Raw genomic sequence first — 16416 nt, 5'->3', positions numbered from 1 at the left:
GGGCAATTTATCCGAGCTTGCCTCACGTCTTAGCCAGCGGGATCTGTCTCAGTTCAATAGCGCTTCTCTATTCGTTCCGCGGTTTCTACCCTCGGGCACCAGCACAGAGCAATTTGGATCGGCTGGTGGTGTTCGAGCGATGTCCACCAGGCTTGGAATGGTCGGGTTCGGGCAGGATTGTTGCGTGATGACGCAGAAGGAGCGCATGCTGCGCGGTGAGCTGTATCGGGACAACGATCCGGAGCTGGTTGCCGAACGTCGTGCCTGTCAAGAGTTGTTGGATCGGTTCAACGCGACTCGATCGGGTGAGGATGTCGAGCGCGGCGAGATCCTGGAAGAGTTGCTCGGCGCCATCGGCGAGGGCTCGTGGATCATGCCTCGGTTCCAATGCGACTACGGTCATCTGATCAGGATGGGCCGCAACAGTTTCCCGAACTACGACGCGATCGTGATGGACTGCGCCCCGGTGGTGATCGGTGACGACGTATCCATCGGTCCACGTGCCCAGTTACTGACGGCCCTGCACCCGATGGACGACCATGAGCTGCGCCGCCAGCGTTGGGAGACGGCGGCGCCGATCACCATCGGCGACAACGTGTGGATGGGTGGCGGTGTCATCGTCTGTCCCGGCGTCGCGATCGGCGCGAACACGGTTGTCGGCGCGGGGAGCGTCGTGACGAAGAACTTGCCGGAACGGGTCTTCGCCGCAGGAAATCCCTGCCGGATCATTCGAAAGCTGTAGCAGAGTCAATTTGTGGTCGGTAACTCGAACCTGTTCCTGTGGAAGCCAACTGGCGGAGATTATCTACGAACCAACCAGCAGAGAGAGCGGAACCTCGAACCGAGTTCTGAGACCTTACCGATTTACGGGTCAGCCCCGAGCCATATCCACAAACCTGCTCAAATGCAGCTGATGCGCCACGGTGATCGTCGCCGTCGGGCCGTTTCGGTGCTTGCCCAAAATCAAGTCCGCCTCACCGCCGCGGGGATCGTCCCGCTCGAACGCGTCCGGCCGGTGCAGCAGGATGACCATGTCCGCGTCCTGTTCCAAGGAGCCGGACTCGCGGAGGTCGGAGACCATGGGGCGCTTGTCGGTTCGTTGTTCGGGGCCTCGGTTCAGCTGGCTGATGGCGACCACCGGGACCTCGAGTTCCTTGGCGAGCAGTTTGAGGCTTCGGGAGAATTCCGAGACTTCCTGCTGGCGGGATTCGACCTTCTTGCCGGAGGTCATCAGCTGGAGGTAGTCCACGACCACGAGCCGCAGATCGTGGCGCTGCTTCAACCGGCGAGCCTTCGCCCGAATCTCCATCATGGTCATATTCGGCGAATCATCCACGAACAACGGCGCTTCCGAGATCTCACTCATCCGCCGCGCCAATTTCGTCCAGTCGTCATCGCTCATCCGCCCGGACCGCATATCCCCGAGCTTGATCCTCGCCTCGGCGGACAAGAGCCGCATCACGATTTCCGTACGACTCATCTCGAGCGAGAAGATGACACTGGCCAGACCGTGCTTGATCGACGCGCTCCGCATGAAATCCATACCGAGCGTGGAGTTGTGCGTCGGGATCATCGACCGGCCCGCGAGGTAGAGATGGTCGGGGTTGTCGACTTCGACGCAACGCACGGGCACGCTTTCGACGCGGCGCACATCGACGATGTAGCGCGACCCCGAGCGGACCGTGCTGACGCTCGCCCGACGTTGCTTGTGCAGCAGGTGCTTTCGGTGCAGGCCGAAGACCTGTTCATCGGTCGAGAACGTCAGCGTGTACGCCACCGACGACCGCTCCGAGCGCCCGGCGACCCGCTTGGTCGACAGCTGGCAGCGATAACCCAGGCCGACGATCAGCTCCTCCACGTCCCGCGCCAACCGCTCATTGGTGACCGAGAACTGAACCGAACCCCCGTGCGTCACCGTGCCATCGGTATCGAGCAGTCCCGCGAGCAGATCCCGCCGTTGCCGCTCGGAAGCCCGCAGATATTCCATCGGAATATGCTTGTCGCCCAACACCCCAAGTGTCCGCAGTCGCGCCTGAACCGTTCCGACGGCGTTCCGGCACGCCTGGCACAGGCGTAAGCCGATCGACGGCCCACCGCAGCGCGAACACGTCGGCCGCGGCACGGCCGCGGAGACGAAGCGCGCCTTCCCGCCGCACGAACGGCCACAGGTCCGGACTTCGCTTGTGTACGGGACGAATTCGTTCCCGCAGACCACACAGTTCCGCGCTCGAACGGGTTCGGCGGGCGGAAGTCGCAGGCTGTATCGGAGCGGCACCGACGACGGCACCGCGTGAATACCCTCGCCCTCGACGCGCGCGACGATCTCCGGATCGGCGGTCGTCAATTGAGCGCAGGCCGAACTGCCGTCGCCGAGCCACGCGCCGAGCGTGTAGGGCGGGACGAGGAGATCACGCTCGGGAAGTTGGAGCGGGTCGGTGTTGGCCACCGAGTGGTTCAGGCGACGATCGGCGGTGTCGCAGCGGATGGATGCGGCTATCTCGGCCGTGGTCCGGACCGCGGCGGTCCGGCGGGTCGAGCGTCGCGACGAACGGGTCTCGGTCAGCCACTGGTGCTGTTCGTCCGCGACTATGACTGTGCCATCGGAGAATTCGACCTCGTAGCACGGGCGGTCGGACATGACCTCGGTGGCGGCCACGACCCGGGTGGGACGGCCGTGGGCGTCGAGCAGTTCGTCGCCGACGGCGACCTCGCCCATGGTGGTCCAGCCGGTGGGAGTGGGAAGCGGCGTGTCCAAGGAGAGTGCCTTCCCGACACCCGGCCGCGCCGCCACGATGATCATCTGACCCGGATGCAGACCATTAGTCACCTCGTCCAACTCCGTGAAACCCGTTGGCACGCCGAGGGACATGCCGCCGCGGCTGGCGATGGAGTCGATTTCGTCCATCGTGGGCTGGAGCAGTTCCTCGAGGGGGAGGAAGTCGTCGCTCGAGCGGCGTTCGGTGACCTCGTAGATCTCGGCCTGGGCTCGGTCGACGACCTCGGCGACGTCTTGGCCGTCGGCGCCGGCGTAGCCGTATTGGACGATGCGGGTGCCGGCCTCGACCAGTCTGCGCAGGACCGACTTCTCGGCGACGATCTCGGCGTAGTAGGAGGCGTTGGCGGCGGTGGGGACGGTTTGGGTGAGGGTGACGAGGTAGGGGGCGCCGCCGATGCGTTTGAGTTCGCCGCGGCGGTCGAGGGCGGCGGCGACCGTGACGGGGTCGGCGGGTTCGCCGCGGCCGTAGAGGTCCAGGACGGCGTCGTAGACGGCCTGGTGGGCGGGGCGGTAGAAGTCGCCGGGGCGCAGCACCTCGACGACGTCGGCGATGGCGTCCTTGGACAGCAGCATGCCGCCGAGGACGGACTGTTCCGCGGCCATGTCGTGTGGAGGCTGCCGGCCGAAATCCTCGCCGGGAGCCTCGGAGTACTCCGAGTGTCCGCGATCGTCGACGACTGCCACCCGACTCGACCGTCCTCTCTCGTCACGCCCGGTTCCACAGGGTATTGATGTCCCGTTGTACGCCCGGGGTACGACACGTTCCGGTTCGGTCCCGGGCCGCGGGACCGGGGTGCCCGAACCCGGCGGCGAGGGATAGCAAACCGATGGTGTGCCTGGTGGGGAACGCGAAACGCGACACTCCGGGACACCGGAACCCGGTGCCGGAAAGAACCTTAGGGATCGATCTGGGGACTACCAAACCGCGGTGTGCACACCTCTGTGGATAATCTGGGGACAGTTCACCGACTGTTGTGCAGGCCCTGTGTAAGAACTGGGGAAAAACCCTCGAAATGCACTACAAAGCCCTGATAGCGGCCCATTTCCGAATTTCTCGGCCTGTGGATCGATATACCCCCGGCGTGTCGCTCGAGATGAACGGCCGGGCGTGTTGGGTTAACAGTGCTCTCGAAAATTATGACCTGGATCACAATACGGCTGGTCGGTTCCAGAAGTTGTCCCCATTTCGTCCCGAACCCGATCCGGAACTCGGCACGAGACATGCACAGCGAGGACGCTATTCGGAAGCGAAGATTCAGCTACCGAATAGCTATCAAGAATCGCGGGCAGCCGAAAACCACCCTCGCGCGAACGAGGGTGGTCTTCGGCGAATGCCCTAGCGCCGGGCGGTCACTCGGCGGCGTCGACCTGCAGGTCGACCTTGGCGGCAACATCGGGGTGCAGGTGCACCACGATGCCGTGCTTGCCGGTGTTCTTGATGTGCGCCTTCGGCAGCTCGATGCTGCGCTTGTCCACGACCGGACCGCCGGCGGCCTTGATGGCCCCCGCGACGTCGGACGCGGTGACCGAGCCGAACAGCTTGCCGGTGCCGGCCGTCTTCACCGCCAGCTTCACCCCGGTCAGGCCCTCGATGGCCTGCTTGAGCTCGTTGGCGTGGTCCAGATCGCGCACGCGGCGGGCGTCCTGCGCCCGGCGGATGCCCTCGACCTGCTTCTGCGCGCCCTTGGTGGCGGGAATCGCCAGGCCGCGCGGCAGCAGGAAGTTGCGGCCGTAACCGTCCTTGACCTCCACGGTGTCGCCGGGGGCACCGAGGTTGTCCACATCGGCGGTCAGAATCAGCTTCATCGTGATGCCTCCCGTTCTCAGCGAGCCGTGGACACGTACGGCAGCAGGGCGACCTCGCGGCTGTTCTTGACCGCGATCGCGATATCCCGCTGATGCTGCACGCAATTGCCGGTGACGCGGCGGGCGCGGATCTTGCCGCGATCGCTGACGTATTTGCGCAGCAGTGCCGTGTCCTTGTAGTCGATGTTGACCGTGCCGGACTTGCCTTCCTTGCAGAAGGTGCACGCCTTCTTCTTCAGCACCTTTTCGCGCGCCGGTGCTTTGGCCATTGTCTTACTCCGTTACTCGTGAAAGCCGTTGTCTAGAACGGCGGTTCGTCGTCCATGCCGCCCCCGAAGGAGCCGGCCGCGGGCGCGCTGCCCCAGGGGTCGTCGCCGGCGCTCTGGCCGCCGCGACCGCCCCCGGAGTTGCCGCCTCCGAAATTCCCACCGCCACCGGAATTGCCGCCGCCACCGAAACCGCCGCCGCCCCCACCGCCGCGCGAGGTCTTGTTGACCTTTGCGGTGGCGTAGCGCAGCGAGGGACCGACCTCGTCGACCTCGAGCTCGACGACCGTGCGCTTCTCACCCTCGCGGGTCTCGTAGGAGCGCTGCTTGAGCCGTCCGCTCACGATCACGCGAGCGCCTCGGGTCAGGCTCTCGGCGACATTCTCCGCAGCTTCACGCCAGATGTTGCAGCGCAGGAAAAGCGCCTCGCCGTCTTTCCATTCGTTGCTGTTGCGGTCGAACACACGGGGTGTCGAGGCGACGGTGAAATTCGCCACCGCCTGGCCCGCGGGCGTGAATCGAAGCTCTGGATCGGCCGTCAAATTTCCGATGACGGTGATGACCGTGTCGCCTGCCATGGTTCCTCCTGGTCTCCGGTGCAGTCCGCATGCACTCGCGTTGTCGCGCTAGAGCCTAGAGACAGGCACCGACGACTACGAGCGATGACGGGGGAGGGGGACTTACTTCTTGTCCTGGCGCAGCACCTTGGTGCGCAGCACCGACTCGTTCAGCCCCAGCTGACGGTCCAGCTCGCTGACCGTGGCGGGCTCGGCGGTCACGTCGACGACCGCGTAGATGCCTTCGCTCTGCTTGGCGATCTCGTAGGCCAGCCGGCGGCGGCCCCACAGATCGACCTTGTCGACCTTGCCACCCTGCTGGGAGACCACACTGAGCATCTTGTCCAGGTTCGGACCGACGGTGCGCTCGTCCAGGTTCGGATCGAGAATGACCATCACTTCGTAATGACGCACGGGAACCCATCACCTCCTGTGGACTGGGAACGGCCCACGGACGGTCCGTGGGCAGGAGGGTCGTCGCGTCAGCAACCCGACAAGGCTACATGAACGGGTTCCCACCAGCGAAATCGATACCCCGCGGACGGAATGCGGGCGGCGAGGAGGTAACCCTCTTATCGTGGTGCGCATGCCCAACCGACCCGCCGCCGGTGTTGTCGCGACCGTGCTGTGCGGGTTGGCGCTGATCGCCGCCTATCTGAACAAGGCGCGCTGCGCGGGGCCCCCGTTCACTGCCGACGGTCGCAGCGAGATGTTCGACCGGATCAAGGACGCGCAGGTCTGCTACTCCGACATCCAGTACCTGTGGCTGGGTCGCGGCATCAACGAGCACGTCTTCCCGTACGTGACCGGCGGCATCACCCCCGACGGCACGCTCACCGGCGGGGCCGTGGAGTATCCGGTGCTCAGCGGGTTGCTCATGTGGCTGGGCGCGGCGGGCGCGCACGACGACGCGGCCTTCCTGCTGCACTCGGCGCTGCTGCTGGCCCCGTTCGCGCTGGTGACCGCGTGGTTGCTGGGCCGGTTGTCGGGCGCGGCCGCGCTGCTGTGGGCGGCGGGTCCGCCGCTGGTGCTCTACGCCTTCCACAACTGGGAGCTGCCGGTGGTGTGCACGTCGGTGGCCGCGGTGTATGTGGTCGCCCGGCCGAGCCGATACCCGTTGCGCACCAAGGGAATTCTGGCCGCGATCCTGCTGGGGATCGGCTTCTGCCTGAAGTTGTATCCGGGCATCTTCGTGATCCCCCTCGCGCTGTACGTGCTGGTCGGCGAGCCGCGGGCGGACCGCCGCCGCGACATGCGGGGCGCGCTGGCCGTGCTGGGCGCCGCGGTCGCGACGGTCGCGCTGATCAATCTGCCCTTCGCCCTGGCCGGTTACGAGGGGTGGCGCGCTTCGTTCACCTTCCAGCAGTTGCGGCAGGCCGACATCACCACGAATTCGATCTGGTACTGGGGTCTGCGGCCGCTGTTCGACCACGGCCCGCACGGGGAGGCGACGTTCCAGAACGTGGTGTCCACCGCGTCGCCGCTGCTGGTGCTGGCCGCCTTCGCGCTGGCGGTGTTATTGGGCTGGAAGCGGTTTCAGGACACCGGCGAGTTCCCCTGGGTCGGCGTGAGCGGGGCCATGCTGTGCGGGTTCCTGCTGTTCCACAAGGTGCATTCGCCGCAGTACACGCTGTGGCTGATTCCGTTCCTGGTGCTGCTCGAGGTGCCCTGGACGGCGATCGGGGCGTATCTGGTGGCCGACGCGGCCATCGGGGTGGGGGTGTTCCGCTACTTCTACGCGCTGGGGATGGGGGAGCCGTACCAGGTCGAGGAGCGCGTCGTCGTCTTCGGCGTGTGGGGGCGCGCGCTGCTGCTGGTGCTGTTGTTCTTCCTGTTCCTGCGGGCGCGAAGCCGGACGCCGCGCGAATCGCGCCCAGCCGCGAGCACCGAATCCGGCGAATTGGTCGGCGTCGCTTCCTGATTCAGCGCGCCTGCCGGGCACGGAACGCGGCACTCTTCATCCGATTGCCGCAGCGGGCCATATCGCACCAGCGCCGGGAGTTCGCGCGCGAGGTGTCGAGGTAGAGCCGGGTGCAGTCGGATTGCTCGCACTCCTTGACGCGGCCGCGATCGGGGCCGCCCAGGAGTTCGACCGCCGCGCGGGCGATCGCGGCCAGGGCCGCGTCGAGATCGCCGGTGCGCCGGACGTTTCCGTGGTCGTCGAGTGCCACGCTCGGCGGGGCGCCCGCGGCGAAACGATTGATCAGTGCGCGGTCGGCCCGGTCGAGGGGTCGATCGAGGCGCACGGCGGTGGCCGATCGATAGACCGCCTCGCGGAGTTCGACCGCGCGCGCCAGATCCGGCGCGTCGCAGTCGGGCGCGGTGTCGACCAGCCGCGCCTCGACGAGCCAGCGGGCGAGATCGGCCGGGCCGCCCAGGGAGTCCTCGTACGTGGTCGTGCGTCTGCCCACCGTGCCCGCGAAGTCGAGGGCGAGGTTTCCGCTGACGAAGGTGAACACGCTCCCATAGTAACCACCTTGACAGGTTGTTGGCTGCGATGGGACGGTAGTAACCATCTGAACCGGTTATGTACGGGAGGACTCGTGCACGCACGAATGCTGGATGTGGTCGCGCCGACGGCCTTCGTCCTGATGTGGAGCAGCGCCTTCATCGCGGGGATCATCGGCGTCGGCGCGGCGCCGCCGCTGCTGGTACTGCTGGTTCGCTTCACCCTCGCGGCGATCGCGCTGACCCTGTACGCCCTGGCGGTGCGGGCGCGGTGGCCGCGCGGGGCCGAACTCGGCCATGTGATCGTGGCCGGCCTGCTGATGCAGTTCGTGCAGTTCGCGGCGTTCTACACCGCGATGGCCGAACACGTGTCGGCGGCGGTCATCTCGCTGGTCCAGGGGCTCAACCCGGTGGTGATCGCGGTGTTCGCGGGGCGGGTGCTGGGCGAGACGGTGACACCTCGGCAGTGGCTGGGCTTCGGGGTCGGCGGCGTCGGAGTCGGTCTGGCCGTGGCCGATCAATCCCGGCTCTCGGTGTCGGGCCTGGTGTTGTGCGTGGTCGGTCTGCTCGGACTGAGCGTGGCCACGGTCTATCAGAAGCGGTTCACCCCGGCCGTCGACTCCCGGTCGGCGACCGCGCTGCACGTCGCGGTCAGCGCGCCGGTGGTCGGGCTGCTGGCGCTGGCGCACAACGACATTCGCGTATACGACGCGGGCAAGCTGGCCGAATCGCTGGTCTGGATGGTGCTGGTGAATTCGATGGGCGCGTTCCTGCTGCTGAACGCCCTGTTGCGGCGCTGGGACACCACCCGCGTCGGCAAACTGTTCTTCGCCACGCCCGCGGTCACCGCGGTGCTGGCCTGGGTGATCATCGATCAGCCGCTGCGGCCGCTCACCGTCGCCGGGCTGGCGGTCGGCGTGCTCGGCATGGTGCTCGCCGCCCAGCGCGCGCGGGCGAGAACCCCGGTGCGCGAACCGGTTCCGGCCTAGTCGGCCGCGCCCTCGGCGGCCCGGATCACCCCGTCCAGCACGTCGCGGGTGCGGTGCAGATCCCGGATGCAGGCGTCGATCCGGTTCCGTTCGGCGGCAAGGGTTTCGGTGAGGAACGGGGTGGCGCGGGCGTTCGGCGTGCCGTCGGCGTCGTGGACGCACGGCAGCAGTTCGGCCAGGGTGCGGCTGTGCAGGCCCGCGGCGAACATCTCCTGGATGCGAATCACCCGGTCCACCGCCGACTCCGGATACTCGCGCTGGCCGCCCGGCGTGCGCGAGGCCGTCAACAGCCCCTGACTCTCGTAGTAGCGCAGCGACCGCACGCTCACCCCGGTGCGGCGCGCGAGCTCACCGATCCGCACGTTTCACTCCTTGCCTCTGACATTGATGTCAGGTTTTACCGTACGCCCATGATGCTGCTGACCGAATACCGCACGCCCCACCTCACAGTTCCGAACCGGGTGGTGATGGCCCCCATGACCGGGCTGCGCTCGCACCCCGACGGCTCGCCCACCGCCGACGTGGCCGACTACTACGCCCAGCGCGCGACCGCGGGACTCATTGTGAGCGAGGGCATCTGGCCGCACAGCTCGGGTCAGAGCGAGGCGTGGGTGCCGGGTCTGCAGACCGACGCGCACGTGGCGGCGTGGCGCCGGGTGACCACCGCGGTGCACGACGCGGGCGGGCGGATCTTCGCCCAGCTCATGCACGGCGGCCGCAAGGGACACCCGCGGGCCCGCATCGACGGCACGCTGCCCGCGGGCCCGTCGGCGGTGTCCGACGACGACGTGCTGCATCTGATCGACGGCGGCAAGGCGCGTTCGCTGACCCCGCGCGTCATGACCCGCGCCGATATCGCCGCGGCTGTCGGCCATTACGCGGCCGCCGCGCGCAACGCGCTCGCCGCCGGATTCGACGGCGTGGAGATCCACGGCGCGAACAGTTATCTCATCCATCAATTCCTCGCCGACAACACGAATCTGCGCACCGACGAATACGGTGTGACCCACATCGGGCGGATGCGTCTGGCGCTGGAGGTCACCGAAGCCGTTGTCGCCGTGGCCGGTTCGCACCGCACCGGGATTCGGCTGTCGCCGGGTAATCCGCAATTCGGGATGCGCGAGGACGATCCGGCCCCGCTGTATCGGGAATTGGTGACGGAATTGGATCGATACGGGCTGGCGTATCTGCATCTGATCGACAACGACGACTATCCCGCGCTCGCGGATCTGCGTCCGCGCTGGCACGGCACGCTCATCGCGAATGTGGGCGAGAATCGCCCCGCCACCACCGCCGCGGCGGCCGAGGCGGTATTGCGTTCGGGCCGTGCCGATCTGGTGTCGTTCGGCCGCGCGTACATCGCCAATCCCGATCTGGTGCAGCGCATCACGCTCGGGCGGCCGCTGTCGCCGATTCGCGAGGACGTGCTCTACGGCTGCACCGCCGAGGGCTACACCGATTATCCGGCGGCCTGAGCGCGAAACGAAAAACGCGCGGCCACCGGCTCATCCGAATTCGGAGCCGCAGCCGCTACGCTGCCCGTCTATGACCCTCATCGCCTCGGAGGCGGCCATTGCCGCCGAACCGCCCCGTGCGGAGCCTCGGCAGCGGACCTCCTGGATTCGGCGGGTTATCGCGTTCCGTCCCGGCCCGCTGCACGCGTCGGCGGTGGTTTCCTGTGTGGTGGCGTACAAATCGTTCGAAATGTCCTATGCCGCACTGCACAATCTGGCCATCCGCAATCTCGTCGCACCGGAACTGGCCGCGAATGTGCCGATCGTGACCGACGGCCTGATGGTCGGATCGATCATCGCCACGGCGTCGTTCCGCAAGGGCGGGCTCGGATGGTGGTACGCCACAGTGCTGTTCGTGCTGTCGACGCTGCTGTCGGTCCTGGGCAACATCGAATACGCCCGCGAGATCGGCGGCGACTTCGTCTCCCTCGGCATCTACGCGGGAATGCCGATGACGATGATGTTCGCCGTCCATCTCACCCTGATGCTGTGGGCGCGGCGGCGGCGCGAACGCACCGCGGAGCCGATCGTGAATCCGGCGGAGTTCTCGGTGCCCGACATGTTCGACATGTCCGACCTCCCCACCGAACCCGATCGTCCCGCCGCGAGCCAGTTCATCGACGCCGCGCTCACCCAGCCGAAGCGGTTCGCGCCGTCGCTGGAGCACCGCCCGCTCGTGCACTCCTGAACACACCCGTACCGTCCGAACTCGACCGATGGAGCCGATGCATGTCGACAAGCGTTGTGCAGCACCAGGATATGGGTCAGTATCGCGAACTGGCAGGCCGATTGGCGTCGCTGATGCAGTCCGGCCCCGAGCGGGCCGGGGCGCTGAACCAGCTCATCGAGGCGGTGGCCAACCCGCAGATGTTCACCGACATGCTGATCGCCTACGCGGGCCGCTGGTTCAACGAGACCGGCGGCGCGTCGGTGCTGCTCGGGCCCGAGATGTTCTGGGCCCTGTCGGCGCCCGACGCGCCGGTCGGCAACTCGATCACCGCCGAACTGGCGGCGCACACGGAAATGGGTGGCGGCGAACGCAATCGGAAGATGCTGCTGATCTGCCTGCTCGAACACCTCGCGCAGAATCAGTGGCAGGCCGCGACCGCGGGCCTGTCCGAACCGCGCATGGTGACCGGCGGGCTGGTCTGAGCCTCAGCGCCAGCGCGCCAGCAGCCGGTTCGCCTCGGTGGTCAGCGCGCGTTGCAGGAACGGCCCGAAACTGACTCGGGCCACGCCCAATTCGGCGAATCCGGCACGATCGCCCTGATCCGGCAGGGCGATCGAGTTGACCGGCAACGGCAGTTCCGCGCACAGCCGCCGCAGCGTGTCGGGGTCGTGGCGGCCGACGGGGTAGAGCACGTCGGCCCCCGCCTCGGCGGCCAGGCGCAGCCGCTCGAGCGCGCGGTCGAGCCGGTCGGCCGGGTCGCCGATCTCGCGCAGGAACAGGTCGGTGCGGGCGTTGACCACCACGTGCACGCCGGCGGCGTCGGCGGCCCGGCGCAGCTCACCCACGAAATCGGCGTGCTCGCGCGCCTCCCGCAACCGGCCGCCCTCGCCGTGCACGGTGTCCTCGATGTTCAGCCCGACCGCGCCCGCCGCCAACAGGCCCTCGACCAGCTTCGCGGGCTCGAGCCCGTACCCGGATTCGATATCGACCGACACCGGCAGGTCGACGGCCGCGGTGATCTCGGCGATCCGGCCCATCGACTCCGCGAACGTCATCCCCTCGCCGTCGGATCGGCCCAGCGAATCGGCGAGCGGATGGCTGCCCACGGTCAGGGCCGCGAACCCGGCCTCCTGGACGAATCCGGCCGACCAGGCGTCCCAGACGGTCGGCAGAATCACCGGATCACCGGGTCGATGCAACTCGAGAAATGCGGCGGCCTTGTCGCTCAATGCGCTCATGGTTCGATCCTCGCCTACCGACCACCGGTACGCCAGCGCCGTATCCCGCGCGCCCGCCCCCGGCCCAACCCGACGGCCCGGCCTCAGAGGCCCCCCGATACCCCCGACGGAACGGGGACACGGGTGAGGGTCGTGGGGGCGAGCCGGGGGCGCAGGGGGCTCGGCAGCCAGGGGAGGAGTGGGTCGGCCGCGCGGTCGAGGATGCCGCCGACCGGGTCGTCGACGCCGTCGCGGCGGATCGGATCCTCGAGCGGACGGTAGATCTGCCGCACGATCAGCAGGCAGATGCCCAGGACGGCCAGATCGCGCAGGACGACCGTGCCGGTGAACCACTGCTCGGGCACGCCCTTCTTGTCGGTGCCCAGGTAGTAGTACATCCGCGGGAACCACACCAGCGCGTCGATCGTCATCCACGCCAACAGGATTCGCCGATGCGGCAGCGCCAGCACGGCCAGCGGCACCAGCCACAGCGAGTACTGCGGGCTCCACACCTTGTTGGTGAGCAGGAACGCCGCCACCACCAGGAAGGCCAGCTGCGCCACCCGCGGCCGCCGGGGCGCGGTCAGCCCGACGTAGGCCACGCCCGCGCAGGCCAGCAGGAACAGCAGCAGCGAGACGGCGTTCAGGATCGTCGGGGTGTCGGACGGGGCCAGCGGACCGTCGAATCCGGACCAGCCGGTGAACGAGGTGATCACGTTGTAGATCGAGTCCGGATCGGCGTGCCGTTCGGTGTTGAGCCGGAAGAACTCCCGCCACCCGTCGGTGAACGGCACGGCGATCGGCAGATTCACCAGCAGCCAGGTGCCCAGCGCCACCACCACGGTCACCCCGGCCGCGCGCAGCGGCCGCACGCGGGTGCCGTCCAGGTACTCGCGCAGCCCGGCCAGCCGATCGGAACGGTTGTGGCGCAGGTGATCCCACAGCGCGGGCAACCGCTGACGGCTGTCGCTGCGCAGGCACAACACCACGATCGGCCCGAGCAGCAGCAGCGGATACAGCTTCGCCGCCCCGCCGAGCCCGAGCAGCAGACCCGCGAGCACCGGCCGCCGCCGCGCCCATGCCAACAGCCCGGTGGCCGCGAAAGCCGTTGCGAGCGCGTCGAAATTCGTGAAGGCGTGCACCAGCACCAGCGGGGACAGCGCGACCAGCGCCGCGTCCCAGATCCGCCGCCCGGCCAGCTGGGTCGACGCCCACACCGTCACCAGCCAGGCCAGCGCCAGCCCGACCACGACGACGTCGAAGTACACCACCACCGGCAGCGCGGCCGGCAACCGCAGTTGCAGCCAGCCGTTGGAGATCTTCATCGCCAGCCACTGGTACAGCCCCGACAGCACCGGATACTCCATGTACCGGGTCTGCGGTTGGCCGTCGGCGCCGAATTCGGTCCACCGCTTCTTGTACGGGAACGCGTCCTCGTTGAGATGTTCGGCGCCGTAGAGCGGAACCGTGTCCGAGTAGCACATGGCCACGTACTGGCGGCCGTTGTTCCAGTCCAGCGTGAGATGTCCGGAGCCGTCGGTGGTCTGCTGAACGCACCCCGCCTTACCGGCCCAGCCCAGCGCGAGGAACACCACCGCGAAGGCGAGCACGATCCGCAGCGGCGTCCAGAACCGGACCCGGCCGATCAGCGCGTGATGGCCGACCGGACCACCCGCGATCGTGGACAACTGGGCGGTCAGCGAGTCGGTGCGGCTGGGCTTGTCCCGCCGGTCCGCCGACCGCAGATCCGGTGCCAGCGGCGCCGGGGACGTGAATCCGGTTGGCGTATCCGGTTTCTCGTTCCCGGCGGCCGCGTCGGTCACCAGTGGCTGCTCGATCACGGCACCCGAGGCTACCGGGGACCGGAATTGCCGTGTCCCGCACCGGCCGTCGGCCGGGTGTTGCCGCCGGATTCGGTGGCCGAGGGCGAGGCGCCGTCGGCGGGTGCGACCGGCTGTCCGGGCAGCGGGCCCGCACCCGAATCCTGCGGTTGCTGCTGGGCCTGCGGTTGTTGCTGGCGCGACTGCGGATTCGGCGCGAGGCCCGGCACCGGGATGCGCACGCCCGGCAGCACCTCCACCTCGCTCGGCGTCACGACCACCGGCGGCACGAACTCCGGCACGGTGCTCGACGGCGGGGTGTAGGCCGCGGTCCAGGACGGCACACCGGCCTGGCCGCCGATCGGCTTGGGCGGCGGGAACTTCTCGTTGGTCGTGCCCTTGAGGGCGCCGTCCATCGTGTCCTTCCAGATGTCGGCGGGCAGACCCGAGCCGTAGACCATGCCGCCGCTGGCGTTGCGCAGCTTGTCGCCCTGCTCGGTGCCGACCCAGACCGCGGTCGACAGCGACGGGGTGAAGCCCACCATCCAGGCGTCGCGGTTCTCGCCGGTGTCGCCGAGCTGCGCGGTACCGGTCTTGGTGGCCGACTCGCGGCCACCCGCCAGGTTGTGGTTGCGCGACCACTGCGCGATCGGCTTCATCGCGTCGATCAGGTTGGTGGCCACGGCATCCGAGATGCGCTGCTCGCCCGCCACGTCGCCGCGGTCGAGCAGGACCTGCCCGTCGGCGGTGACGACCTTCTGCACGAAGTGCACCTTGTGGTACTGGCCCAGCGCGGCGATCGTCGCGTAGGCCGAGGCCATGTCCAGCGGCCGGGCCTGGTACTGGCCCAGGATGATGCCGGTGTTGGGCGGGCCGCCGTCGGGTTCGGACAGCGATTTGCCCACGCCCGGAATCTCATCCGGGATGCCGAGCTTGTGTGCCATGTCGGCGATCTTCTGCGGGCCGTTGGCCTCGCCCATGTCCAGCTCCATGCGGTAGAAGCTGGTGTTCAGCGACCGCTTGAGCGCCTCGGCGATGGTGCAGGTGCCGCAGGACTCGCCCTCCACGTTGGTGATCTTGATGCCGTGCACCGACAGCGGGGAGCTGTCGTACATCGTCGAAAGCGGTTTGCCCATCTCGAGATTCGCGCCGAGGCCGAACACCTTGAACGCCGAACCGGGCATCAGACCGGCGTTGGCGAAGTCGTAGCCCTGACCGTTCTCACCGCCGTAATAGGCCCGCACCGCACCGGATTTCGGGTCCACCGACACGACCGCGGTGCGCAGGTTGTCGGGTTCGCCCTTCATGTTCTTGCGGGCCGCCTCGACCGCGGCGTCCTGCGCCTTCTGATCGATGGTCGTGGTGATCTGCAGACCCTCGGTGTTGATCTGGGTGTCGGAGATACCGGCCTCGGACAGCTCGCGCATGACCTGCCGCTTGATCAGGCCCTCGGGGCCGGAGCTGTCGTTGGTGGCCTCGTTCGCGCTGGAGGGCTGGACCTTGGGGTAGGTCATCTTGGCGCGATCGGCGGCGGGCAGGTTGTTCATCGCGACCATGCCGTCGAGCACGTAGTTCCACCGGGTCTCGGCGCCCTTGGGATTGTTCTCCGGGTCCAGGCCGTAGGGCTGCTGGATGGTCGCGGCCAGCATCGCGCCCTCCTCGACCGTCAGGTCCTGGACCCTCTTGCCGAAGTAGGCGTGCGCGGCGGCGTCGATGCCGAAGGTGCCGCGGCCGAACGGGATCGTGTTGAGGTACGCGGTGAGGATGTCGTCCTTACCCCACTGCCGCGCCATCTTGGCGGAGATCACCAGCTCGCGCATCTTGCGGGTGAGCGAGTGCTGATTGCCGACCATCGAGTTCTTGACGTATTGCTGGGTGATCGTCGAGCCACCGCCCGCGCTCTCCTTGCCCAGCAGGTTGTCGCGCAGCGCGCGGGCGAAGCCGGAGATGGAGAAGCCGGGGTTGGTGTAGAACGAGCGGTCCTCGGCCGCGAGCACCGCGTTGCGGACGTGCGGCGGGATGTCGTTGATCGTCACATCGGTCCGATTGCCTTGCGGCGGAACGATTTTGCTGATCACCGAGTTGCCGTCGGAGGCGAGGATGGTCGCCACCTGATTGGTTCTGAGGTCGCCCGGTTTGGGTACCGAGACCGTGGAGTAGGCGACCAGGAACGTCGCGCTGGGCACGACGATGGCCAGCGCGATGAACACGTAGAGCACCCGGCGCACGATGCGCCACGGCGACTTCTTCTTGGCCGCCGTGCCTTTCGCCCCCGGCTTGCGGCCGCCGGGCCCACCCGAGCCTCCACTGCCGCCCCGGCGCGGCGGCGGGCCGGACGGGGGCGCGGTGCCCC

16 protein-coding genes are annotated in these 16416 nt (G+C 67.9%); 6 read left to right on the top strand and 10 right to left on the bottom strand.

All coding sequences use genetic code 11. The features are described 5' to 3' along the window. The first annotated feature begins 187 nt into the window (after positions 1–187). Complete coding sequence (locus tag ACWDSJ_RS03240; protein WP_450029410.1) at positions 188–742, top strand: sugar O-acetyltransferase; 555 nt, start codon at positions 188–190, stop codon at positions 740–742. Positions 743–871: 129 nt separating this feature from the next. On the opposite strand, the gene dnaB is transcribed toward ACWDSJ_RS03240, so the two are convergent. From dnaB to rpsF, 5 genes are all read right to left on the bottom strand, one after another. After that, on the bottom strand, positions 872–3460 hold the full coding sequence (dnaB, locus tag ACWDSJ_RS03235; protein ID WP_450029035.1) for a replicative DNA helicase: 2589 nt from the start codon (positions 3458–3460) through the stop codon (positions 872–874). A gap of 666 nt (positions 3461–4126) precedes the next feature. After that, positions 4127–4582 (bottom strand): 50S ribosomal protein L9, encoded by a 456-nt coding sequence (rplI, locus tag ACWDSJ_RS03230; protein WP_387358259.1) that lies wholly within the window; start codon positions 4580–4582, stop codon positions 4127–4129. Positions 4583–4599: 17 nt separating this feature from the next. Beyond that, the gene (gene rpsR / locus ACWDSJ_RS03225) at positions 4600–4851 is read right to left on the bottom strand and encodes a 30S ribosomal protein S18 (protein ID WP_387358257.1); all 252 of its coding nucleotides are present in this window, start codon (positions 4849–4851) and stop codon (positions 4600–4602) included. Between the two features lie 32 nt (positions 4852–4883). Further along, on the bottom strand, positions 4884–5426 hold the full coding sequence (locus tag ACWDSJ_RS03220; protein WP_387358255.1) for a single-stranded DNA-binding protein: 543 nt from the start codon (positions 5424–5426) through the stop codon (positions 4884–4886). A 102-nt stretch (positions 5427–5528) separates the two neighbouring features. Beyond that, entirely contained in the window at positions 5529–5819 is a 291-nt protein-coding gene (gene rpsF / locus ACWDSJ_RS03215; RefSeq protein ID WP_387358253.1) for a 30S ribosomal protein S6, read from the bottom strand. Between the two features lie 172 nt (positions 5820–5991). On the opposite strand from rpsF, the gene ACWDSJ_RS03210 reads away from it, so the two are divergent. Beyond that, positions 5992–7326: a glycosyltransferase 87 family protein gene (locus ACWDSJ_RS03210; protein ID WP_450029034.1), complete on the top strand. Its 1335-nt coding sequence runs from the start codon at positions 5992–5994 to the stop codon at positions 7324–7326. Position 7327: 1 nt separating this feature from the next. Here ACWDSJ_RS03210 and ACWDSJ_RS03205 read toward each other — a convergent pair whose 3' ends face one another. Beyond that, positions 7328–7864 carry a CGNR zinc finger domain-containing protein gene (locus tag ACWDSJ_RS03205; protein WP_450029033.1) on the bottom strand — a complete coding sequence of 179 codons (537 nt, stop codon included), beginning with the start codon at positions 7862–7864 and terminating at the stop codon, positions 7328–7330. Positions 7865–7948: 84 nt separating this feature from the next. On the opposite strand from ACWDSJ_RS03205, the gene ACWDSJ_RS03200 reads away from it, so the two are divergent. Further along, positions 7949–8842: a DMT family transporter gene (locus ACWDSJ_RS03200; protein WP_450029032.1), complete on the top strand. Its 894-nt coding sequence runs from the start codon at positions 7949–7951 to the stop codon at positions 8840–8842. Here the strand turns inward: ACWDSJ_RS03200 and ACWDSJ_RS03195 are convergent. After that, the gene (locus tag ACWDSJ_RS03195; RefSeq protein ID WP_450029031.1) at positions 8839–9204 is read right to left on the bottom strand and encodes a MerR family transcriptional regulator; all 366 of its coding nucleotides are present in this window, start codon (positions 9202–9204) and stop codon (positions 8839–8841) included. The two genes, ACWDSJ_RS03200 and ACWDSJ_RS03195, sit on opposite strands and share 4 nt — an antisense overlap. 48 nt (positions 9205–9252) lie before the next feature. Here ACWDSJ_RS03195 and ACWDSJ_RS03190 point away from each other — a divergent pair, with 48 nt between their 5' ends. The 3 genes from ACWDSJ_RS03190 (at position 9253) to ACWDSJ_RS03180 (ending at position 11508) form a co-directional block, all read left to right on the top strand. Further along, positions 9253–10317, top strand: a complete 1065-nt coding sequence (locus ACWDSJ_RS03190) for an oxidoreductase (RefSeq protein WP_450029030.1) — start codon at positions 9253–9255, stop codon at positions 10315–10317. Positions 10318–10387: 70 nt separating this feature from the next. Then, positions 10388–11044, top strand: coding sequence for a DUF2637 domain-containing protein (locus ACWDSJ_RS03185; protein ID WP_387358241.1), 657 nt, complete (start codon positions 10388–10390; stop codon positions 11042–11044). Between the two features lie 41 nt (positions 11045–11085). Next, on the top strand, positions 11086–11508 hold the full coding sequence (locus tag ACWDSJ_RS03180) for a hypothetical protein (protein WP_387358239.1): 423 nt from the start codon (positions 11086–11088) through the stop codon (positions 11506–11508). A 3-nt stretch (positions 11509–11511) separates the two neighbouring features. Here ACWDSJ_RS03180 and ACWDSJ_RS03175 read toward each other — a convergent pair whose 3' ends face one another. The 3 genes from ACWDSJ_RS03175 to ACWDSJ_RS03165 all read right to left on the bottom strand — a co-directional run. Next, positions 11512–12264, bottom strand: coding sequence for an isocitrate lyase/PEP mutase family protein (locus tag ACWDSJ_RS03175; RefSeq protein WP_450029029.1), 753 nt, complete (start codon positions 12262–12264; stop codon positions 11512–11514). An 83-nt stretch (positions 12265–12347) separates the two neighbouring features. Then, positions 12348–14084 (bottom strand): glycosyltransferase family 87 protein, encoded by a 1737-nt coding sequence (locus ACWDSJ_RS03170; protein WP_450029028.1) that lies wholly within the window; start codon positions 14082–14084, stop codon positions 12348–12350. An 11-nt stretch (positions 14085–14095) separates the two neighbouring features. Beyond that, positions 14096–16416: transglycosylase domain-containing protein (locus ACWDSJ_RS03165; RefSeq protein ID WP_450029027.1), on the bottom strand; the 2321-nt coding region annotated here is incomplete at its 5' end.

Source organism: Nocardia sp. NPDC003482, from assembly GCF_053588115.1.
This window is presented reverse-complemented; position numbering and strand designations above follow the sequence as displayed.